The organism is Enterobacter cloacae complex sp. ECL414 (genome assembly GCF_021869685.1).
Lineage (GTDB): Bacteria > Pseudomonadota > Gammaproteobacteria > Enterobacterales > Enterobacteriaceae > Enterobacter > Enterobacter kobei.
Genome location: NZ_CP091481.1, coordinates 2,958,600 through 2,978,136 on the forward strand (window position 1 = coordinate 2,958,600; position 19,537 = coordinate 2,978,136).

The 19,537-nt window shown below is 54.8% G+C and carries 22 protein-coding genes and 1 pseudogene; 18 read left to right on the top strand and 5 right to left on the bottom strand.

Annotation, left to right across the window (positions count from 1 at the left end; all coding sequences use genetic code 11):
- Positions 1 to 63 precede the first annotated feature (63 nt).
- The 3 genes from fliZ to L3068_RS14305 form a co-directional block, all read right to left on the bottom strand.
- Entirely contained in the window at positions 64 to 615 is a 552-nt protein-coding gene (fliZ, locus tag L3068_RS14295; RefSeq protein ID WP_014884383.1) for a flagella biosynthesis regulatory protein FliZ, read from the bottom strand.
- A gap of 54 nt (positions 616 to 669) precedes the next feature.
- On the bottom strand, positions 670 to 1,389 hold the full coding sequence (locus L3068_RS14300) for an RNA polymerase sigma factor FliA (protein ID WP_014170714.1): 720 nt from the start codon (positions 1,387 to 1,389) through the stop codon (positions 670 to 672).
- A 163-nt stretch (positions 1,390 to 1,552) separates the two neighbouring features.
- Positions 1,553 to 2,761 carry a FliC/FljB family flagellin gene (locus tag L3068_RS14305; RefSeq protein ID WP_117580458.1) on the bottom strand — a complete coding sequence of 403 codons (1,209 nt, stop codon included), beginning with the start codon at positions 2,759 to 2,761 and terminating at the stop codon, positions 1,553 to 1,555.
- A gap of 269 nt (positions 2,762 to 3,030) precedes the next feature.
- Between L3068_RS14305 and fliD the strand changes: the two genes are divergently transcribed.
- From fliD to amyA, 4 genes are all read left to right on the top strand, one after another.
- Positions 3,031 to 4,443, top strand: coding sequence for a flagellar filament capping protein FliD (gene fliD, locus L3068_RS14310; RefSeq protein ID WP_096218686.1), 1,413 nt, complete (start codon positions 3,031 to 3,033; stop codon positions 4,441 to 4,443).
- Between the two features lie 30 nt (positions 4,444 to 4,473).
- On the top strand, positions 4,474 to 4,884 hold the full coding sequence (gene fliS, locus L3068_RS14315) for a flagellar export chaperone FliS (RefSeq protein ID WP_014884387.1): 411 nt from the start codon (positions 4,474 to 4,476) through the stop codon (positions 4,882 to 4,884).
- A complete protein-coding gene (fliT, locus tag L3068_RS14320; RefSeq protein WP_014884388.1) occupies positions 4,884 to 5,255 on the top strand; it encodes a flagella biosynthesis regulatory protein FliT in 372 nt (123 codons plus the stop codon). The genes fliS and fliT overlap by 1 nt, the downstream gene beginning before the upstream one ends.
- 97 nt (positions 5,256 to 5,352) lie before the next feature.
- Entirely contained in the window at positions 5,353 to 6,840 is a 1,488-nt protein-coding gene (gene amyA / locus L3068_RS14325; protein ID WP_023330811.1) for an alpha-amylase, read from the top strand.
- A 93-nt stretch (positions 6,841 to 6,933) separates the two neighbouring features.
- Here the strand turns inward: amyA and yedD are convergent, their stop codons facing one another.
- The gene (gene yedD / locus L3068_RS14330; protein ID WP_014884390.1) at positions 6,934 to 7,347 is read right to left on the bottom strand and encodes a lipoprotein YedD; all 414 of its coding nucleotides are present in this window, start codon (positions 7,345 to 7,347) and stop codon (positions 6,934 to 6,936) included.
- 72 nt (positions 7,348 to 7,419) lie between these two features.
- Complete coding sequence (fliE, locus tag L3068_RS14335) at positions 7,420 to 7,734, bottom strand: flagellar hook-basal body complex protein FliE (protein ID WP_014884391.1); 315 nt, start codon at positions 7,732 to 7,734, stop codon at positions 7,420 to 7,422.
- A 228-nt stretch (positions 7,735 to 7,962) separates the two neighbouring features.
- Here fliE and fliF point away from each other — a divergent pair, with 228 nt between their 5' ends.
- The 14 genes and pseudogenes from fliF to rcsA all read left to right on the top strand — a co-directional run bounded on the left by fliF (position 7,963) and on the right by rcsA (position 19,494).
- Positions 7,963 to 9,642, top strand: a complete 1,680-nt coding sequence (gene fliF, locus L3068_RS14340; protein WP_014884392.1) for a flagellar basal-body MS-ring/collar protein FliF — start codon at positions 7,963 to 7,965, stop codon at positions 9,640 to 9,642.
- Positions 9,635 to 10,633, top strand: a complete 999-nt coding sequence (gene fliG, locus L3068_RS14345; protein WP_008500327.1) for a flagellar motor switch protein FliG — start codon at positions 9,635 to 9,637, stop codon at positions 10,631 to 10,633. The genes fliF and fliG overlap by 8 nt, the downstream gene beginning before the upstream one ends.
- The gene (gene fliH / locus L3068_RS14350; RefSeq protein WP_023330813.1) at positions 10,626 to 11,333 is read left to right on the top strand and encodes a flagellar assembly protein FliH; all 708 of its coding nucleotides are present in this window, start codon (positions 10,626 to 10,628) and stop codon (positions 11,331 to 11,333) included. The genes fliG and fliH overlap by 8 nt, the downstream gene beginning before the upstream one ends.
- Positions 11,333 to 12,703 (top strand): flagellar protein export ATPase FliI, encoded by a 1,371-nt coding sequence (fliI, locus tag L3068_RS14355; protein WP_014884394.1) that lies wholly within the window; start codon positions 11,333 to 11,335, stop codon positions 12,701 to 12,703. The genes fliH and fliI overlap by 1 nt, the downstream gene beginning before the upstream one ends.
- A gap of 21 nt (positions 12,704 to 12,724) precedes the next feature.
- Complete coding sequence (fliJ, locus tag L3068_RS14360) at positions 12,725 to 13,168, top strand: flagellar export protein FliJ (protein ID WP_014884395.1); 444 nt, start codon at positions 12,725 to 12,727, stop codon at positions 13,166 to 13,168.
- On the top strand, positions 13,165 to 14,394 hold the full coding sequence (fliK, locus tag L3068_RS14365; protein WP_117581297.1) for a flagellar hook length control protein FliK: 1,230 nt from the start codon (positions 13,165 to 13,167) through the stop codon (positions 14,392 to 14,394). The genes fliJ and fliK overlap by 4 nt, the downstream gene beginning before the upstream one ends.
- 106 nt (positions 14,395 to 14,500) lie before the next feature.
- Entirely contained in the window at positions 14,501 to 14,971 is a 471-nt protein-coding gene (gene fliL / locus L3068_RS14370; RefSeq protein ID WP_014884397.1) for a flagellar basal body-associated protein FliL, read from the top strand.
- A gap of 4 nt (positions 14,972 to 14,975) precedes the next feature.
- Positions 14,976 to 15,980, top strand: coding sequence for a flagellar motor switch protein FliM (gene fliM / locus L3068_RS14375; RefSeq protein ID WP_014884398.1), 1,005 nt, complete (start codon positions 14,976 to 14,978; stop codon positions 15,978 to 15,980).
- Positions 15,977 to 16,390: a flagellar motor switch protein FliN gene (gene fliN, locus L3068_RS14380; RefSeq protein WP_014884399.1), complete on the top strand. Its 414-nt coding sequence runs from the start codon at positions 15,977 to 15,979 to the stop codon at positions 16,388 to 16,390. The genes fliM and fliN overlap by 4 nt, the downstream gene beginning before the upstream one ends.
- Positions 16,391 to 16,392: 2 nt before the next feature.
- Complete coding sequence (gene fliO / locus L3068_RS14385; protein WP_014884400.1) at positions 16,393 to 16,767, top strand: flagellar biosynthetic protein FliO; 375 nt, start codon at positions 16,393 to 16,395, stop codon at positions 16,765 to 16,767.
- Positions 16,767 to 17,504, top strand: coding sequence for a flagellar type III secretion system pore protein FliP (fliP, locus tag L3068_RS14390; protein WP_014884401.1), 738 nt, complete (start codon positions 16,767 to 16,769; stop codon positions 17,502 to 17,504). The genes fliO and fliP overlap by 1 nt, the downstream gene beginning before the upstream one ends.
- A 9-nt stretch (positions 17,505 to 17,513) precedes the next feature.
- Entirely contained in the window at positions 17,514 to 17,783 is a 270-nt protein-coding gene (fliQ, locus tag L3068_RS14395; protein ID WP_008500315.1) for a flagellar biosynthesis protein FliQ, read from the top strand.
- Positions 17,784 to 17,790: 7 nt separating this feature from the next.
- Positions 17,791 to 18,592 (top strand): annotated as a pseudogene (fliR, locus tag L3068_RS14400) (flagellar biosynthetic protein FliR).
- A gap of 278 nt (positions 18,593 to 18,870) precedes the next feature.
- Complete coding sequence (gene rcsA / locus L3068_RS14405; protein WP_008500313.1) at positions 18,871 to 19,494, top strand: transcriptional regulator RcsA; 624 nt, start codon at positions 18,871 to 18,873, stop codon at positions 19,492 to 19,494.
- Positions 19,495 to 19,537 lie beyond the last annotated feature (43 nt).

Below are 19,537 nucleotides of genomic sequence, written 5' to 3' on the forward strand. Positions count from 1 at the left end.
TTTACGTAGTGTAGAGAAATCGCCTGCGACGTCAAAGGCGACTGCGCTACATCTTATTCTTTTTTAATATATATCAGAAGTTGTTCCGGCGTGGCCTTTCTGCTTCATCGCACCCGGCATTTGTACCTTATATTGCGCATACTTGCGCAGCGCAATACGGTAGTTGTTGGTGCTGGTGGCAGGCAGCCACGGCTCCAGATTCTCATCCAGATAACCGGTTTTTAGCAGATCGCGAGAGATGTTGTTAACGGTCAGATGCTGTCCAAGGCGGCGCAGGCGAACCACATATTCGCGCACGGTGCCGTGGCTCATCTCCGTTTGTTCAAACAGGAATTGTTTGAAGCCGATAATGTCGAAGAAGTCGCTTTGCTCTTTGCAGTGGAGATCGCCACAGAAACGGCAAAGCGCCACCCACTCTTTCTGCTCTTCGAGCCACGCCGCTTCGTCCATCAACGTGTCGAGGCGAGAGATCGCGATTTTATTCACGATCTCGCCACGGCGAACCAGCGTGATACGATCGAGTAGTTTCTTACAGTGGGCGCAATGCGTCTGGCTGTGTTTAAAGTCTTTCAGGTAGCGGCTTAAAGGCCGTCTTTTAGATTGCTGCACCGTCATGATAACTCCTGGTTGTCAATACGTTGTGCGGCATTTTTCGGGTGAAAAAATCACCTATAACTTACCCAGCTTGGTTCGTAAGCGTTTAATGGCCTGGCTGTGCAACTGGCTCACCCGCGACTCCCCCACCTCCAGAACAGCGCCAATCTCTTTGAGATTAAGCTCTTCCTGGTAATAAAGGGTCAACACCAGCTGTTCGCGTTCAGGCAGCGCTTCAATCGCTTCCATTACGCGCTGGCGTAAATTCCCTTCCATTAAATGGTGTAACGGGTTTTCCTGCTGGTGCTCATCCGTCACCAGCTCGATGCTATCGCCATGCTCTTCGCGCCACTCGTCATAAGAGAAGAGTTGGCTATTATTGGTATCGAGCAACATCTGACGATACTCTTCAACAGCAATGCCAAGACGTTCCGCCACTTCGGTTTCCGTTGCGTTGCGTCCCAGTTCCTGTTCCAGCTGCCCCATCGCATGCGCCACTTCGCGGGCGTTGCGGCGAACACTTCGCGGCACCCAGTCACGGCTGCGCAGTTCGTCCAGCATCGCACCACGAATACGCTGAACTGCGTAAGTCGTAAATGCCGTTCCTTGCAGAGCGTCGTATCGGTCAACTGCATTCAATAACCCGATACCGCCCGCCTGTAGCAGATCGTCAAGTTCCACGCTCGCCGGCAAGCGCACCTGGAGGCGCAATGCTTCGTGACGCACCAGCGGGACATAACGCTGCCACAGCGAGTGTTTATCCATTACACCTTCAGCGGTATAGAGTGAATTCACGATAAACAGCCCTGCGTTAATTGAGTTATCGGCATGATTATCCGATTCTGCAGGGGTTTCAATTGGGTGAATAGTGGGTGAAATGAGGGGTTATTTGGGGGGTTATGCGAATAGCGCTAAATAAAAAACCCCGCCGAAGCGGGGTTTGAGCATTATCAGGCGATTAGCCCTGCAGCAGAGACAGAACCTGCTGAGGAACCTGGTTAGCTTTGGACAGCACGGAGTTACCGGCCTGCTGGATGATCTGCGCTTTAGACATATTGGACACTTCGGTCGCATAGTCGGCGTCCTGAATACGGGACTGCGCTTCAGACAGGTTGGTGGTGGTGTTGTTCAGGTTGGTTACGGCAGAGCTCAGACGGTTCTGTACCGCACCCAGAGAAGAACGGAACTGGTCAACAGAAGCGATCGCTTCGTCCAGTTTAGCCAGCGGGTTAGATGAAGAACCTGTAGTCAGGTTTTTCAGGCTCAGGCTTGAAGTATCGATAGTGAAGGCTGCAGTATCACCACCAGCGGTGGTTACAGCAGCTTGTGGATCAAGAGCAATGAAATAATCTTTACCTTTTCCTGCTTCGCTTTCAAAACCATTTGCTTTCAGGTTGTTGACTTCAGCTGCATCAGTTGGAGTAATGGTTACTTTCGCAAACAGATTACCATTATCATCTTTGTAAACTTCATCACCTTTTAAAACGACACTTGTATCTGCAACACCAAGACGAGTCGCTAAATCTTTTGGAGTTTTTTCAACTACGGTTGCTTTGTCAACGCTAGTGGTAGCGCCATAATACGCTGTGAAATCGGCGTTAGCTACTGTACCTAAAGTTCCTTTTTCATCTTTAGGACCGTTAACGTTGAAGCTGTCCAGACCCAGAGTTTTGGAGTCAATTTTCTTCAGATCAATGGTGATGGTTTCGCCATCGTTAGCACCAACCTGGATAGCCATTTTGCCGTCTTTTGCCAGGACGTTCACGCCGTTGAACTGAGTCTGGCCAGATACACGATCAATTTCAGACAGACGGGATTTGATTTCGTCCTGGATTGAAGACAGGTCAGAATCAGAGTTGGTACCAGTCTGAGACTGAACGGTCAGTTCACGGATACGCTGCAAGTTGTTGTTGATTTCAGACAGTGCGCCTTCAGTGGTCTGAGCAACAGAGATACCGTCGTTAGCGTTACGTGCAGCCTGAGTCAGACCTTTGATGTTAGAGGTGAAGCGGTTAGCAATCGCCTGGCCCGCAGCGTCATCTTTCGCGCTGTTGATACGCAGACCAGAAGACAGACGCTCGATAGAAGAAGACAGAGCGGACTGGTTCTTGTTGATGTTGTTCTGAGTGATCAGCGAGAGGCTGTTGGTATTAATGTACTGTGCCATGATTTCGATTCCTGTTGTTCATCAAATCTGTTTGGTTAGATTTGGGTTTCCACCCTTCGGCTTCATCGCCGTCAAAGGTGTTATCGTCTGGTCCAAAACAACCTTTAGATTTTTTTTCAGGATCTCGATAATTTTTTTAGCCACGGAAATACTCTTCTCTATTACCGTTATTCCCGCCATTAAAAAAAAGAAATTAACCGTAAACTTTCCCCCATTAAGGCCGATAACCCCACTATTCGTTCTACGTGTCGATAGATTAAGGAATAAATATGGCAAGTATTTCATCATTGGGGATTGGTTCGGGTCTTCAGTTAGCAGACATTCTGGATAGTCTGACCAAGGCCGAAAAAGCACAGCTAACACCGATTTCCAAACAACAGTCATCTTATACCGCCAAGCTGAGCGCTTACGGCACGTTGAAGAGTTCACTGGAAGCGTTTCAGACCGCAAACACTGCGCTGAATAAAGCCGACCTGTTTTCGGCCACCAGCACGGCGAGCAGCACCACGGCATTCAGCGCCACCACCAGCGGCAGCGCGATTGCCGGTAAATATACCATCAGCGTGTCACAGCTGGCGCAGGCACAGACGCTGACCACAAAAAACACGCAGGCAGACGCCAAAACCGCGATTGCTACCTCTGACAGCAAGATCACATTTACCGCCGGTAACGGAAAAGATCCGGTGACCGTCGATATCAGCGCGGCCAACTCCTCGCTGACCGGCATTCGTGATGCCATTAACAAAGCGGATGCCGGTGTCACCGCCAGTATTATTAACGTCGGTAATGGTCAGTATCGTCTGTCCATCACCTCTACCGAAACCGGGGCGGACAACGCGGTCAGCATCAGCGTGAGCGGCGACAGCGCTCTGCAATCCTTTATGGGTTATAACGGCACCAGCACCGACGCCAGCAACGGGATGACGGAAAGCGTCACCGCGCAGAACGCGAAGCTGAAGGTGAACAACGTAGATATCGAAAACAGCAGCAACACCATCAGCGATGCGCTGGAAGATATCACCCTGAACCTGAACGATGTCACCACCGGCAACCAGACGCTGACGATCACCAAAGATACGTCTAAAGCGGAAACGGCAATGAAAGCCTGGGTGGATGCCTACAACACCCTTCAGGACAGCTTTGCAACATTAACCAAATATACGGCGGTGGATGCAGGTACAGATGCACAGGATGCCAGCAACGGTGCCCTGCTCGGTGACAGCACGCTGCGTACGATCCAGACCCAGTTGAAAACCATGCTGAGCAACACCGTAGGCGGCACCACCTATAAGACGCTGTCGTCACTGGGCATTACCTCAGACCCAAGCTCAGGCAAACTGGAGCTGGACAGCACGAAGCTGAAAAAAGCGCTAACTGATAACCCGATCGCCGTAAAAGATCTGGTTGTGGGCGACGGTAAAGCCACCGGTATCACCACCACCATGGCCACCAATCTGACTGACTGGCTCTCCAGCAAAGGGATTATCCAGGCGGCAAAAGATGGGGTCAGCAAAACGCTGAACAAGCTGACGGATCAATACAACTCAGTCAGCGATCGTATTGATGCTCGTGTGGCACAGTATAAAGCTCAGTTTACCCAGCTGGACGTACTGATGACCTCATTGAACAACACCAGTAGCTACCTGACGCAGCAGTTTGAAAATACGTCCAGCAACAAGTAGTAAACGCTAATCAGACCCGAGGGGGATAACATGTACGGCGCAAAAGGTACACAAGCCTACGCAAAAATAGAGGTTGAAAGCGCGGTGATGAGCGCCAGCCAGCAACAGCTGGTTATCATGCTATTTGATGGAGCCCTCAGCGCGCTGGTTCGCGCGCGTCTGTTCCTGCAAGACGGCAATATCCCGGCAAAGGGACTCGCGATTTCGAAAGCGATCAACATTATCGAGAACGGTCTGAAGGTCGGCCTGGTGGAAAGTAATGGTGATGAGCTCACACAAAACCTGATCGCCCTTTATGCCTATATGGTTCGTCGCCTCCTGCACGCCAATGTGAATAACGACGCCAGCGCCATCGAAGAGGTGGAAACATTGCTGCGCAATATCGCTGACGGGTGGAAGGAGGTTGCCGGTACCCCACAACTGATGCAGGACGCCGTCTAATGAGTAATGCACCGCAGCTCTATACCCTTTATCAGCAACTCCTTGAGCAGAGCCAGTTGATGTTGCGACTGGCCCGGCAGGGGCTATGGGATGATCTGATCATCTGTGAAACCGACTATGTTAATGCGGTGCACTCACTGGCTCGTCTCACTCAGGAAAGTGAACCTTCGATGCAGATTCAGGAGCAGCTTCGCCCGACGCTGCGGGTGATCCTGGACAACGAAGGCCAGGTAAAAACATTGCTGCAAGCCAGAATGGATGAGCTGGCGAAGCTGGTTGGGCAATCCTCCATCCAGAAAACCGTTCTCTCCACCTACGGTAATCAAGGCGGCCATGTCCTGGTTCCGCAAAGTAATAGCGATATCAGTTAGCCATTTTACTGGCGTACGAGCATTAACCGTTTCGTACGCCAGCATTTCTGCCAAACCTGCGCCATACTTGAGTCTCGCGACCTCATGGAGATGGTGCATGCGCAACCCAACACTTTTACAATGTTTTCACTGGTATTACCCTGCTGGCGGTGAATTGTGGCGCGAAGTCACGGCGTTAGCCCCTAATCTTAATGAAATCGGCATCAATATGATCTGGCTTCCCCCCGCGTATAAAGGTGCGTCCGGCGGGTATTCGGTTGGCTATGACTCATACGATCTGTTCGATCTCGGCGAATTTGACCAGAAAGGCAGTATCGCCACGAAATACGGTGACAAAGCGCAGCTGCTGGAGGCCATAGAGGCGCTGAAAAGCAATGATATCGCCGTGCTGCTGGACGTCGTGGTGAACCACAAGATGGGGGCAGACGAGAAAGAACCTGTCCGCGTTCAGCGCGTGAACGAGCAAGACCGCACGCAAATTGATGATGAAATCATTGAGTGTGAAGCCTGGACCCGCTACACCTTCCCTGCCCGTGCCGGGCAATATTCCCAATTCGTCTGGGATTACAAATGCTTCAGCGGCGTGGACCATATTGAAAACCCGGATCAAGACGGCATTTTTAAAATCGTCAACGACTACACCGGCGAAGGCTGGAACGATCAGGTTGATGATGAGATGGGTAACTTCGATTATCTGATGGGCGAGAATATTGATTTTCGCAATCACGCGGTCACCGAAGAGATCAAATACTGGGCCCGCTGGGTCATGGAACAGACGGGCTGCAACGGTTTTCGTCTGGATGCCGTCAAGCATATTCCCGCCTGGTTTTATAAAGAGTGGATTGAGCACGTCCAGGACGTCGCTGACCAGCCGCTGTTTATTGTGGCAGAATACTGGTCCCACGAGGTGGATAAACTGCAGGCCTATATTGACCAGGTCGACGGTAAAACCATGCTCTTTGATGCTCCCCTGCAGATGAAATTCCACGAAGCGTCTCGTCAGGGACGGGATTATGACATGAGCCAGATCTTCACCGGTACGCTGGTGGAGGCGGATCCGTTCCATGCGGTCACTCTCGTCGCTAACCACGACACCCAACCTTTGCAGGCGCTGGAAGCACCGGTCGAAGCCTGGTTTAAACCGCTGGCGTATGCGTTGATCCTGCTGCGGGAAAACGGCGTGCCGAGCGTGTTTTATCCGGATCTCTTCGGGGCGAGCTATGACGATACGGGTGGAGATGGCGAGACCTACCACATCGACATGCCGGTCATTGAGCAGCTTCATGAACTGATCCTCGCCCGGCAGCGTTTTGCCCACGGCGTGCAGACCCTGTTTTTTGACCATCCTAACTGCATCGCCTTCAGCCGCAGCGGTACGGAAGACGATCCCGGCTGTGTGGTAGTGATGTCGAACGGCGACGACGGCGAGAAAGTGATTTGTCTTGGGGAAAATTACGGCGACAAAACGTGGCGTGATTTCCTCGGCAATCGCGAAGAAACGGTCACCACCGCGGCAGATGGCGAAGGCACCTTTACCTGTAATGGAGGGAGTGTCAGCGTTTGGGTAATAGAAGATGCGCTGTAGAAACAATGCCGGGTGGCGCTGACGCTTACCCTGCTTACGGGACGGTACTTTTGTAGGCCGGGCCAGGCGAAGCCGCCACCCGGCAACAAACGGCTACGGTAGTTTACTCTCCAGCGGGTTTTTGCTCAGGTAATCAGTACATTCCACCGTTGGGCGGTCAACCTTCTGCAGCTCCATCCCGTCATACTCAAGCGTCGCGCCATCGCGCTCCAGCGGATAGATATCCAGCTTGCGGGTAACGTTGTAGTAGCTGTCTGAACGCAGCATGATTTTACCCGGCACGGCAATCACGCGCTGCCACTGGCGGCAGTCCAGCGTATCGCCCTCTTCGGTCACCACCAGCGTGGCAATCGCTTCAGGACTGACCAGGCTACTCTGCGGTCCTTTTGACTGCCAGTATCCCGCCAGATGCGCCGGGACAGGATGCTTGATCACATCCTGATAGTTATCGACCTGTACGCACCCGGTCAGTGCCAGCAGCGCGCCAGCAATTGCTATTTTTTTCATCATCTTTCCTGCTTTCGAAGAAAAAAATATTGTGGCATTAAAGCGCTGCGGCTGCCAGCGAAGATAAAGGGCTTAAACCTGCATGCCCATCACTTCCTGATACGCCGACACCAGTTTATTCCGCACCTGAATCCCCATCTGGAGGGAAACCGTGGCTTTCTGCAAATCGGCCATCACATCATTCAGCGCCACGCCCGGCTCACCGAGGGTGAATTTCTCCGCCTGGGTACGCGCCGCGGTCTGGGTATCGCTGATACGGTCAAGAGCGGCATGCAGTTGCCCCGCAAAGCTGATGGTCGGCTGTTGTTCTGCCACATTCTGATTACGGGCCGTCATCGCCGTTGCCTGCAACTGACTGATTACCCCTTCAATGCCCTGTATAGCCATGACTCTCCCCTGGATGGTTTTTTACGCGGTCAAGACTAACAGCTTGTCAATAAGATAATGGCGGTAAATAGCGTGAAAAAACCAGGTTATTTGACGCATAGAAAATCCGGAATCATCAAATAATGGCAGGGCCATCAATATGGAACTTTTGTCGTGTTTGCCGACCCGGGAGTCAGTTTTGTTTCTCTACACGAATAACGTAAACCACCAGGATTTAAGAGGTGCGCAATGAGTGCAACAGCATCGACAGCGCCGCAAAATAAATCACTCGAGTGGATGAACCGCCTTCGCGCGAATCCTAAAATCCCGTTGATCGTGGCAGGCGCTGCCGCTATTGCCATCCTTGTAGCGATGGTTTTATGGGCAAAAAGCCCTGATTACCGCACGCTCTATAGCAACCTTTCCGATCAGGATGGCGGTGCCATCGTCACCCAGCTTACCCAGATGAACATCCCTTATCGCTTTGCCGATAACGGCGGTGCCCTTGAGGTGCCTGCTGATAAGGTCCACGAGCTGCGTCTGCGTCTGGCTCAGCAGGGCCTGCCGAAGGGCGGTGCGGTCGGTTTTGAACTGCTGGATCAGGAAAAGTTCGGTATCAGCCAGTTCAGCGAGCAGGTGAACTACCAGCGTGCGCTGGAAGGTGAGCTGGCTCGCACCATTGAAACGTTAGGCCCGGTGAAGAGTGCCCGTGTGCATCTGGCGATGCCTAAGCCTTCTTTATTTGTTCGTGAACAGAAATCCCCTTCAGCTTCCGTGACCGTGAACCTCGAACCTGGCCGCGCGCTGGACGAAGGGCAAATCAGCGCGGTGACGCATCTCGTCTCCAGCGCCGTCGCCGGTCTGCCACCGGGTAACGTGACGGTGGTCGATCAAAGCGGACACCTGCTGACCCAATCCAATACCGCCGGGCGTGACCTGAACGACGCGCAGCTGAAATATGCCGCAGACGTAGAAAACCGTCTCCAGCGTCGCATTGAAGCGATCCTCGGCCCGGTTGTCGGTAACAGCAACGTGCATGCGCAGGTGACCGCGCAGATTGACTTCTCTAATAAAGAACAAACCGAAGAGCAATACAGCCCGAACGGCGATCCGGCTCAGGCGGTGATGCGCTCGCGTCAGATCAACTCCAGCGAACAGGTGGGCGGCGCCTACCCTGGCGGCGTGCCGGGTGCGCTCTCTAACCAGCCAGCTCCGGCAAACGCGGCACCGATTTCCACGCCGCCGGCCAATCAGCAGAACGGTCAGCAAAATAATCAGCAGACCACCTCAACGACCAGTAACGCCGGTCCACGCACCACTAGCCGTAACGAAACCACGAACTACGAAGTGGATCGGACGATCCGCCACACTAAACTCAACGTGGGCGATATTCAGCGTCTCTCTGTTGCGGTGGTGGTGAACTACAAAACGCTGGCGGATGGCAAACCGTTGCCGTTAACCGCCGAGCAGATGAAGCAGATTGAAAACCTGACCCGCGAAGCGATGGGCTACTCCGAGAAGCGTGGCGACACCCTTAACGTGGTGAACTCGCCGTTCAACGCGGTTGAAGAGACCGGCGGTGAACTGCCGTTCTGGCAACAGCAGGCGTTTATCGACCAGCTGATGTCCGCAGGACGCTGGCTGCTGGTGCTGATTGTCGCGTGGCTGCTGTGGCGTAAGGGCGTTCGTCCACAGCTCCAGCGTCGTGCTGAAGCAGAAAAAGCCGCTCGCGAACAGATGTCTACGCGTCAGGAAACGGAAGAAGCGGTTGAAGTTCGCCTCAGCAAAGATGAGCAGATGCAGCAGCGTCGGGCTAACCAGCGCATGGGCGCCGAAGTGATGAGCCAGCGCATTCGCGAAATGTCAGATAACGATCCGCGCGTCGTGGCGCTGGTCATCCGCCAGTGGATGGGTAACGAACATGAGTAATACGCTTACAGGCACCGATAAAAGCGTCATCCTGCTGATGACCATTGGCGAAGACCGCGCGGCAGAGGTGTTTAAGCACCTCTCCCAGCGGGAAGTGCAAATCCTCAGTGCGGCCATGGCCAACGTGCGTCAGATCTCCAATAAACAGCTGACCGAAGTGCTGTCGGAATTTGAGCAGGAAGCCGAACAGTTTGCCGCGCTCAACGTCAACGCCAACGACTACCTGCGCTCCGTCCTGGTCAAGGCGCTGGGCGAAGAGCGTGCCGCCAGCCTGCTGGAAGACATTCTGGAAACGCGCGATACCGCCAGCGGGATCGAAACGCTTAACTTTATGGAGCCGCAGAGTGCCGCCGACCTTATTCGCGACGAGCACCCGCAGATTATCGCCACCATCCTTGTCCACCTCAAACGGGGTCAGGCAGCCGATATTCTGGCCCTGTTCGAAGAGCGTCTGCGTCACGATGTGATGCTGCGTATCGCAACCTTCGGTGGCGTCCAGCCGGCCGCGCTGGCGGAGCTGACCGAAGTACTGAACAACCTGCTCGACGGTCAGAACCTCAAGCGCAGCAAAATGGGCGGCGTGAGAACGGCGGCGGAAATCATCAACCTGATGAAAACGCAGCAGGAAGAAGCGGTTATTACCGCGGTTCGCGAATTCGACGGCGAGCTGGCACAGAAAATTATCGACGAGATGTTCCTGTTCGAAAACCTGGTCGAAGTGGACGATCGCAGCATCCAGCGCCTGCTCCAGGAAGTGGACTCCGAATCGCTGCTTATCGCCCTCAAAGGTGCCGAACAGCCGCTGCGCGAGAAGTTCCTGCGCAACATGTCTCAGCGTGCGGCGGATATCCTGCGCGACGACCTTGCCAACCGCGGTCCGGTTCGTCTGTCTCAGGTGGAGAACGAACAGAAAGCCATCCTGCTTATCGTTCGTCGTCTGGCGGAAACCGGCGAGATGGTGATTGGCAGCGGAGACGACACCTATGTCTAATGAGCTGTCGTGGAAGCGCTGGACGCCAGACGATCTGGCCCCTCCCCTTTCTGAATTCACGCCCGCGAAGGTCTCACCCGCTGAGCCTGACGTCGACGTCGGGCAGCCCGAGCTGAGCGAGGAGGAGAAGCAAGCGCAGATGCTGGCGCAGCTGCAAATGCAGGCGCATGAGCAGGGCTACACTGCCGGTCTGAATGAAGGCCGCCAGAAAGGTCACGATCTGGGCTATCAGGAAGGTCTGGCGAAAGGATTAGAGCACGGTATCGACCAGGCGCGTCAGCAGCAGGCGCCGATCCACGCCCGCATGCAGCAGCTGGTCAGCGAGTTCCAGCACACGCTGGACGCGCTGGACAGCGTGATTGCGTCCCGTCTGATGCAGATGGCGCTGGAAGCTGCGCGTCAGGTCATTGGCCAGACGCCTGTGGTGGATAACACGGCGCTGATCAAACAGATTCAGGGGCTTTTGCAGCAGGAGCCGCTGTTCAGCGGCAAACCGCAGCTGCGCGTTCACCCGGACGATCTGCAGCGCGTTGAAGAGAGCCTGGGGGCAACCCTCAGCCTGCACGGCTGGCGTCTGCGCGGCGATCCGTCGTTACACCACGGCGGCTGCAAAGTCTCTGCCGACGAAGGTGACCTGGATGCCAGCGTCGCCACTCGCTGGCAGGAACTGTGCCGCCTCGCGGCACCGGGAGTCGTCTGATGACCGCACGCCTCACCCGCTGGCTCAACACGCTCGACAACTTTGAGACGAAGATGGCGCAACTGCCATCCGTTCGTCGTTATGGACGACTGACGCGCGCGACCGGTCTGGTACTGGAAGCCACCGGCCTGCAGCTTCCGCTGGGCGCAACCTGTGTGATTGAGCGTCAGGATGGTCAGGAAACGCGTGAAGTCGAAAGCGAAGTGGTTGGGTTTAACGGTCAGCGACTGTTCCTGATGCCGCTTGAAGAGGTGGAAGGTATTCTCCCCGGCGCCCGCGTCTACGCGAAAAACATCAGCGGCGACGGCCTGCAAAGCGGGAAACAGCTGCCGCTTGGTCCGGCCCTGCTCGGCCGCGTGCTCGACGGCAGCGGGAAACCGCTGGATGGCCTGCCCGCGCCGGACACCACCGAAACCGGGGCGTTGATCACCCAGCCGTTTAACCCCCTGCAGCGTACCCCTATCGAGCATGTGCTGGATACCGGCGTACGGCCGATTAACGCCCTGCTCACGGTAGGACGCGGACAACGTATGGGTCTGTTCGCCGGCTCCGGCGTGGGTAAATCGGTCCTGCTCGGCATGATGGCGCGTTATACCCAGGCCGACGTGATCGTCGTTGGGCTGATTGGTGAGCGTGGCCGTGAAGTCAAAGATTTCATCGAAAACATTCTGGGTGCGGAAGGCCGGGCCCGTTCGGTGGTAATCGCCGCCCCGGCGGATGTGTCACCCCTGCTGCGTATGCAGGGTGCCGCCTACGCCACCCGTATTGCCGAAGATTTCCGCGACCGCGGCAAGCACGTGCTGCTGATCATGGACTCCCTCACCCGCTACGCGATGGCACAGCGTGAAATTGCGCTGGCTATCGGTGAGCCACCGGCCACCAAAGGCTACCCGCCTTCGGTCTTTGCCAAACTTCCTGCGCTGGTTGAACGCGCAGGGAACGGCATCAGCGGCGGCGGATCCATCACTGCATTTTATACGGTACTGACCGAAGGCGATGACCAGCAGGACCCGATTGCCGACTCCGCGCGCGCCATTCTCGACGGTCATATTGTGTTATCGCGTCGTCTGGCTGAAGCCGGACACTACCCGGCGATTGATATTGAAGCATCCATCAGCCGCGCAATGACGGCGCTGATCACCGAGAAGCATTACGCCCGCGTGCGTAACTTTAAACAACTCCTCTCCAGCTTCCAGCGCAACCGCGATCTGGTCAGCGTGGGGGCGTATGCCAAAGGCAGCGATCCTATGCTCGACAAAGCGATTAGCCTGTGGCCGCAGCTGGAGGCGTTTTTACAACAGGGCATTTTTGAACGTGCCGACTGGGAAGATTCAATCCAGGCTCTGGAGCTGATTTTCCCGCAGGTGTAACACAGGTGGAGGGCGAAGGTCATGGCGCAAAACAGCGCGTTATCAACGCTGAAAGATCTGGCTGAAAAAGAAGTTGATGATGCCGCATTGCAGCTTGGCGCAATGCGACGCGGGTGCCAGCAGGCTGAAGAACAGTTGAAGATGTTAATCGACTATCAGCATGAGTATCGCACCAACCTCAATACCGATATGACCCAGGGCATTGGAAGCCAGCGGTGGATTAACTATCAGCAGTTTATCCAGACGCTGGAGAAGGCGATAGAGCAGCACCGCCAGCAGCTTAACCAGTGGACCCAAAAAGTCGATACCGCGCTGAATTTCTGGCGTGAGAAAAAACAGCGGCTGCAGGCCTGGCAAACCTTACAGGACCGGCAGATCGCAGCCGCGACCCTGGCGGAAAACCGTCTGGATCAGAAAAAAATGGATGAGTTTGCCCAGCGCGCATCAATGAGGAAACCGGAATGATCACACTGCAACAACTGCTGATGAGCGACAGCGACCTGTCGGGCGGGATGCAAACAGGGAAAGGCACCGACGGTGCGCAAGACTTTCTCTCCCTGCTGACGGGTGCCCTGACGGACGCGACGGGCAAGGGCAAAGATGCGCCGCTGACCCTGGCTGACCTGAAAGCCGCTGGCAGTAAGCTGTCAAAAGTCGCTCAGGACGCCAAAGGCGATACCGCGCTGCAGGCCAAAATTGCCGACCTGCTCGCGCGTCAGCCAGCCCTGAGTGGCGATGAAACGGCGCAGCTTACCACGCCTGAAACCCTGATTTCCGGGCTGGTGCCGCTGTCAAAGGGCGATGCCCTGAAAACGCTCAATGCGGCCAACAGCAAGGATGACAGCAAAAGCGAACTGAGCGAAGAAGAGCTGGCCGGATTAAGCGCGCTGATGGCAATGCTGCCGCACCAGCAGACCAGCACGCCTCACGCGGCGGGCAGTAACGGCGTTTCCGCAACCTCAACGTTGAGTTCAGCGACGCTTTCGCCAAACGCAGCGGGCCACTCCCCCCTGAACGCGGCAGCGGGAGACCACGATAAAGCGCAGCTTTCCGCACCTTATCAGAGTCAGGCGAAAAACAACGGCCCGGATCTCTCCGCCAATGCGCCAGTCACTCCGGTCGTGGCCGCTGCGGCAGAGAAGCAGGAATTCGCCAGTTCTTCTTCATCATCCTCACCCACGGCTACCCTGGCGCCGATCATGTCCAGTCATGCCACCAGCCAGCCTGCCGCCACCGTTGCCACCGCGCCAGTGTTAAGCCAGCCGCTGGGTACTCACGAATGGCAGCAGTCCCTGAGCCAGCACATCACGCTGTTCACTAAGCAGGGGCAACAGACTGCGGAGCTGCGCCTGCACCCGGAAGATCTGGGCCAGGTGCAAATCTCGCTTAAACTGGATGATAACCAGGCGCAGCTGCAGATGGTCTCGGCACACAGCCACGTGCGCGCGGCGCTGGAAGCGGCACTGCCTGTCCTGCGGACGTCACTGGCAGAGAACGGTATTCAGCTCTCTCAGAGCAGCGTCAGCAGCGAAAGCTTTGCCGGGCAACAGCAATCCTCATCGCAGCAGCATCAGGCTTCACGTTCCGGTCACAACGGCGGATTTAATGAAGAGAGCGAGGAGCTACTGCCCACCCCTGCCGCCCTGCAATCCGCGGCGCGCGGTAACAGCGCCGTAGACATCTTCGCCTAAACGCCAGAGGTAGCGTGATTATCCCCGTCTTTTCCACGCTTTGACGACGGCAGGACACGGGATAATCACCTTATTAAGCTGTACCGAAACAGGAAGCTCGTATCAGATGACAGACTCCGCTATCACCAAAAAAAGTAAGCGTTCCATCTGGATCCCGCTGCTGGTGTTGATCACGCTCGCCGCCTGCGCTACCGCGGGCTATAGTTACTGGCGTATGCAGCAGGAACCTTCAACCGCTGCCGCCAAAGCCGAACCCGCACCGCCGCCGGCGCCGGTCTTTTTCCCTCTGGACACCTTCACCGTTAACCTCGGTGATGCGGATCGTGTGCTGTATGTCGGTATTACGCTGCGCCTGAAGGATGAAGCCACCCGCGCGCGCCTGAATGATTATCTTCCGGAAGTGCGTAGCCGTCTTCTTCTGCTGTTCTCTCGTCAGGACGCCTCCGCGCTGGCCACCGACGTGGGTAAGCAAAAGCTGGTCGACGCCATCAAAGAGACGCTGGCCACCCCGCTGGTAAACGGCCAACCTAAGCAGGAAGTCACTGACGTTCTGTATACAGCCTTCATTCTGCGGTAACGACATGGGCGACAGTATTCTTTCTCAGGCAGAAATCGATGCGCTGCTCAACGGCGACAGCGATAAAAACGATGATCCGCAACCGGGCCTAACGGGTGACGACAATATTCGTCCCTATGATCCGAATACCCAGCGCCGCGTAGTTCGTGAACGTCTGCAGGCGCTGGAGATCATTAACGAACGTTTTGCACGTCAGTTCCGTATGGGGCTGTTCAACCTGTTGCGTCGTAGCCCGGATATCACGGTCGGTGCGATCCGCATTCAGCCGTATCACGAGTTTGCCCGCAACCTGCCGGTGCCAACCAACCTTAACCTGATTCATCTGAAGCCGCTGCGCGGCACCGGTCTGGTCGTGTTTTCGCCAAGCCTGGTGTTCATTGCGGTGGATAACCTGTTCGGCGGCGACGGGCGTTTCCCGACCAAAGTAGAAGGTCGTGAATTCACCCACACCGAACAGCGCGTCATCAACCGCATGCTGAAGCTGGCGCTGGAGTCCTACAGCGACGCGTGGAAAGCGATTAACCCGCTGGAAGTGGAATACGTTCGTTCCGAGATGCAGGTGAAGTTTACCAATATCACCACCTCCCCGAACGATATCGTCGTCAACACGCCGTTCCACGTTGAGATCGGTAACCTGACCGGCGAGTTCAATATCTGTCTGCCGTTCAGCATGATTGAACCGCTGCGCGAGCTGCTGGTTAACCCGCCGCTGGAAAACTCACGCAACGAAGATCAGAACTGGCGTGAAAACCTGGTTCGCCAGGTCCAGCACTCACAGCTTGAGCTGGTGGCTAACTTTGCCGACATCTCAATGCGGTTATCCCAGATCCTGAAATTACAACCCGGCGACGTTTTGCCGATAGACAAACCCGACCGCATTATTGCCCATGTGGATGGTGTCCCCGTGCTGACAAGCCAGTACGGCACGATTAACGGTCAGTATGCGTTACGCGTTGAGCACTTGATCAACCCGATTTTGAATTCGCTGAATGAGGAACAGCCCAAATGAGTGACATGAACAATCCGTCCGATGAAAACAGCGGAGCACTGGACGATCTGTGGGCTGACGCGTTAAACGAACAAAAAGCGACCCCAACGAAAAGCGCAGCGGATGCGGTATTCCAGCAGCTCGGCGGCGGTGACGTCAGCGGCACGCTGCAGGATATCGACCTGATTATGGACATCCCGGTCAAGCTGACCGTTGAACTGGGACGCACCCGGATGACCATTAAAGAGCTGCTGCGCCTGACGCAGGGTTCCGTCGTGGCCCTTGACGGTCTGGCGGGTGAGCCGCTGGATATTCTGATCAACGGTTATCTGATTGCCCAGGGTGAAGTAGTGGTGGTTGCCGATAAATACGGCGTGCGTATCACGGACATCATCACCCCATCTGAACGTATGCGTCGTCTGAGCCGATAAGTATGAAAACCCAGGCAACACTATCGCAACCGTCTGCCGTTCCCGGTTCCCCGCTGCTCCAGGTGAGCGGGGCGTTGTTCGGTATTATTGCCTTTATTCTTATCGCCGCCTGGCTGGCGAAGCGTTTTGGTCTGGCGGGTAAAACCGCCGGCACCCGCGGCCTGAAGGTGAGCGCCAGCACCACGCTGGGGCCGCGTGAACGCGTGGTTATCGTCGAGGTGGACGATGCGCGTCTGGTTTTGGGTGTCACCGCCTCGAACATCAACGTATTACATAAACTGCCGCCCGCCCCTGTCACGGTGGAGGAGCGCGCACAAGCCCCTGCGGATTTTCAGTCCGTCATGAAGAGTTTGCTTAAGCGTTCCGGGAGATCCTGATGCGCCGTTTGTTATCCCTTACGCTTGCGGGCATTGGCCTGTTTGCTCCCGCGGTTTATGCGCAACTGCCCGGTCTGGTCTCAACGCCCATTGCCGGTGGCGGTCAGAGCTGGTCGCTCCCGGTGCAGACGCTGGTATTCATCACCTCGCTGACCTTTATCCCGGCCATCCTGCTGATGATGACCAGCTTCACCCGCATCATTATCGTCTTTGGTCTGCTGCGAAACGCGCTCGGTACCCCTTCCGCGCCGCCAAACCAGGTGCTGCTGGGGCTGGCGCTGTTTTTGACCTTTTTCATTATGTCGCCGGTCATCGATAAGATTTATACCGACGCGTACCAGCCGTTCAGCGAAGATAAAATCTCCATGCAGGAGGCGCTGGATAAAGGCGCACAGCCGCTGCGGGAATTTATGCTGCGCCAGACGCGCGAGGCGGATCTGGCACTCTTTGTTCGCTTGTCCAATACCGGCGAATTGCAGGGGCCGGAAGCGGTACCCATGCGCGTTCTGCTGCCAGCCTACGTCACCAGCGAGCTGAAAACGGCGTTTCAGATTGGCTTTACCATCTTTATTCCGTTCCTGATTATCGACCTGGTGATCGCCAGCGTCCTGATGGCGCTCGGGATGATGATGGTGCCGCCCGCAACCATTGCCCTGCCCTTTAAGATCATGCTCTTTGTACTGGTCGATGGCTGGCAGCTGCTGGTCAGTTCGCTGGCGCAGAGTTTCTACAGTTAAGGAACGGCAATGACACCCGAATCGGTCATGATGATGGGCACGGAAGCGATGAAAATCGCCATTGCCGTTGCCGCTCCCCTGCTGCTTGTCGCGCTGGTTACCGGTCTGATTATCAGTATTCTGCAGGCCGCCACGCAGATTAACGAAATGACGCTGTCCTTCATTCCGAAAATCATCGCCGTATTCGTGGCGATTATCGTGGCCGGACCGTGGATGCTGAACCTGTTGCTGGACTATATGCGCAACCTGTTTACCAATCTGCCGTACATCATCGGCTGACCTGACGATGCTGCACTTCACCAGCGACCAGTGGGTTCAGTGGCTCGGCGTCTATTTCTGGCCGATGCTACGCATTCTGGCGCTGATCACCACCGCCCCGATTCTCAGCGAGAAATCGATCCCCAAGCGTGTCAAAGTGGGGCTGGGCATTATCATCACCATCATCGTCGCCCCTTCCCTTCCCCCGGTGGATATTCCGATCTTCTCGGCGAATGCGGTGTGGGTGGCATTACAGCAGGTGATGATTGGCGTTGCCGTAGGCTTTACCATGCAGCTCGCCTTTGCCGCCGTTCGCACGGCCGGGGAGCTGATTGGCCTGCAGATGGGCTTATCGTTCGCCACGTTTGTTGACCCCGGCAGCCACCTCAACATGCCGGTGCTGGCACGCATTATCGATCTGCTCGCCATGCTGCTGTTCCTGTCGTTTAACGGTCATCTGTGGCTTATCTCCATGCTGGTGGATACTTTTCATACGCTGCCGATTGGTGAAAACCCGGTCAACAGCAATGCCTTTCTCGCGCTCACCCGCGCGGCGGGGCTGATCTTCCTCAATGGCCTGATGCTGGCGTTGCCGATTATCACCCTGCTCCTGACCGTCAACCTGGCATTAGGTCTGTTGAACCGCATGGCACCGCAGCTCTCCATCTTTGTGATCGGTTTTCCGCTGACGTTGACGGTCGGAATTTTATTAATGTCATTACTGATGCCCCTTATCGCCCCCTTCTGTGAACACTTATTCGGCGAGATATTCAATCTGTTAGCAGATATTGTCAGCGAGCTGCCACGTAAATAATAGTCCTCACGATTGATATTGTCTTTCTGAGGATATTCCTAAAATAAAACATGAAAAACATCTTCCAGGATATATCTGACGGGGTTTAATTGTTTCTAACCACCTCACAATACTTAATATTTACTTTACTTTAAGAAGATTCCTGGCAAATTATACGTAACTTTACGGGATAGTGAGTCCGCCTGAAAGTCTTTGTCATGCTCACAGGTTTATTATTTTTTTCCATCCCGTATGGCTGTTTTGAGCTCTCAGGCAGATGGTGAATTATCGTTACGCATTGAGTGAGGGTATGCCATGTCAACGATCATTATGGATTTATGCAGCTACACCCGGCTAGGGTTAACCGGGTACCTGGCAAGCAGAGGGGTAAGAAAGAGAGACATCAACGATGCACACACCGTTGACGAACTCGCAGCCGCTTGTGACGAACTAAAACCAGGCGTGGTGTTTATTAATGAGGACTGTTTCATTCACGATCCAGCCAACAGTCAGCACATTAAGCAAATCATTAATCAGCATCCAAAAACTCTGTTTATTGTTTTTATGGCGATCGCGAATATCCATTTCGATGAGTATTTGTTGGTCCGTAAAAATTTATTGATCAGTTCTAAGTCGATTAAGCCCGAGTCGCTGGATGACATTCTGGGTGATTATTTGAATAAAGAAGTTAAAAATGTAGGAGCGGTTAACTTACCCACCCTATCATTAAGCAGGACTGAATCAAGTATGCTGCGAATGTGGATGGCAGGACAAGGAACTATTCAGATCTCTGACCAGATGAATATTAAAGCAAAAACCGTTTCATCACATAAAGGAAATATTAAAAGGAAAATTAAAACGCATAATAAGCAAGTGATCTATCACGTGGTACGTTTGACCGATAATGTGACGAACGGGATTTTCGTCAACATGCGTTAGTGGCTTAAACCCCTTTGCACCCTACCTTTGATCTCTGGCCAGG

Excerpts from the sequence above, each read along its gene's own strand:
- fliP (WP_014884401.1), top strand. The coding sequence starts at position 16,767 with ATGCGCCGTTTGTTATCCCTTACGCTTGCGGGCATTGGCCTGTTTGCT.
- fliM (WP_014884398.1), top strand. The coding sequence starts at position 14,976 with ATGGGCGACAGTATTCTTTCTCAGGCAGAAATCGATGCGCTGCTCAAC.
- rcsA (WP_008500313.1), top strand. The coding sequence starts at position 18,871 with ATGTCAACGATCATTATGGATTTATGCAGCTACACCCGGCTAGGGTTA.
- fliQ (WP_008500315.1), top strand. The coding sequence starts at position 17,514 with ATGACACCCGAATCGGTCATGATGATGGGCACGGAAGCGATGAAAATC.
- fliZ (WP_014884383.1), bottom strand. The coding sequence starts at position 615 with ATGACGGTGCAGCAATCTAAAAGACGGCCTTTAAGCCGCTACCTGAAA.
- fliE (WP_014884391.1), bottom strand. The coding sequence starts at position 7,734 with ATGGCTATACAGGGCATTGAAGGGGTAATCAGTCAGTTGCAGGCAACG.
- fliK (WP_117581297.1), top strand. The coding sequence starts at position 13,165 with ATGATCACACTGCAACAACTGCTGATGAGCGACAGCGACCTGTCGGGC.
- fliN (WP_014884399.1), top strand. The coding sequence starts at position 15,977 with ATGAGTGACATGAACAATCCGTCCGATGAAAACAGCGGAGCACTGGAC.
- fliT (WP_014884388.1), top strand. The coding sequence starts at position 4,884 with ATGAGTAATGCACCGCAGCTCTATACCCTTTATCAGCAACTCCTTGAG.
- L3068_RS14305 (WP_117580458.1), bottom strand. The coding sequence starts at position 2,761 with ATGGCACAGTACATTAATACCAACAGCCTCTCGCTGATCACTCAGAAC.
- amyA (WP_023330811.1), top strand. The coding sequence starts at position 5,353 with ATGCGCAACCCAACACTTTTACAATGTTTTCACTGGTATTACCCTGCT.
- fliL (WP_014884397.1), top strand. The coding sequence starts at position 14,501 with ATGACAGACTCCGCTATCACCAAAAAAAGTAAGCGTTCCATCTGGATC.
- fliF (WP_014884392.1), top strand. The coding sequence starts at position 7,963 with ATGAGTGCAACAGCATCGACAGCGCCGCAAAATAAATCACTCGAGTGG.
- fliI (WP_014884394.1), top strand. The coding sequence starts at position 11,333 with ATGACCGCACGCCTCACCCGCTGGCTCAACACGCTCGACAACTTTGAG.
- fliO (WP_014884400.1), top strand. The coding sequence starts at position 16,393 with ATGAAAACCCAGGCAACACTATCGCAACCGTCTGCCGTTCCCGGTTCC.
- fliD (WP_096218686.1), top strand. The coding sequence starts at position 3,031 with ATGGCAAGTATTTCATCATTGGGGATTGGTTCGGGTCTTCAGTTAGCA.
- yedD (WP_014884390.1), bottom strand. The coding sequence starts at position 7,347 with ATGAAAAAAATAGCAATTGCTGGCGCGCTGCTGGCACTGACCGGGTGC.
- fliG (WP_008500327.1), top strand. The coding sequence starts at position 9,635 with ATGAGTAATACGCTTACAGGCACCGATAAAAGCGTCATCCTGCTGATG.
- fliJ (WP_014884395.1), top strand. The coding sequence starts at position 12,725 with ATGGCGCAAAACAGCGCGTTATCAACGCTGAAAGATCTGGCTGAAAAA.
- fliS (WP_014884387.1), top strand. The coding sequence starts at position 4,474 with ATGTACGGCGCAAAAGGTACACAAGCCTACGCAAAAATAGAGGTTGAA.
- fliH (WP_023330813.1), top strand. The coding sequence starts at position 10,626 with ATGTCTAATGAGCTGTCGTGGAAGCGCTGGACGCCAGACGATCTGGCC.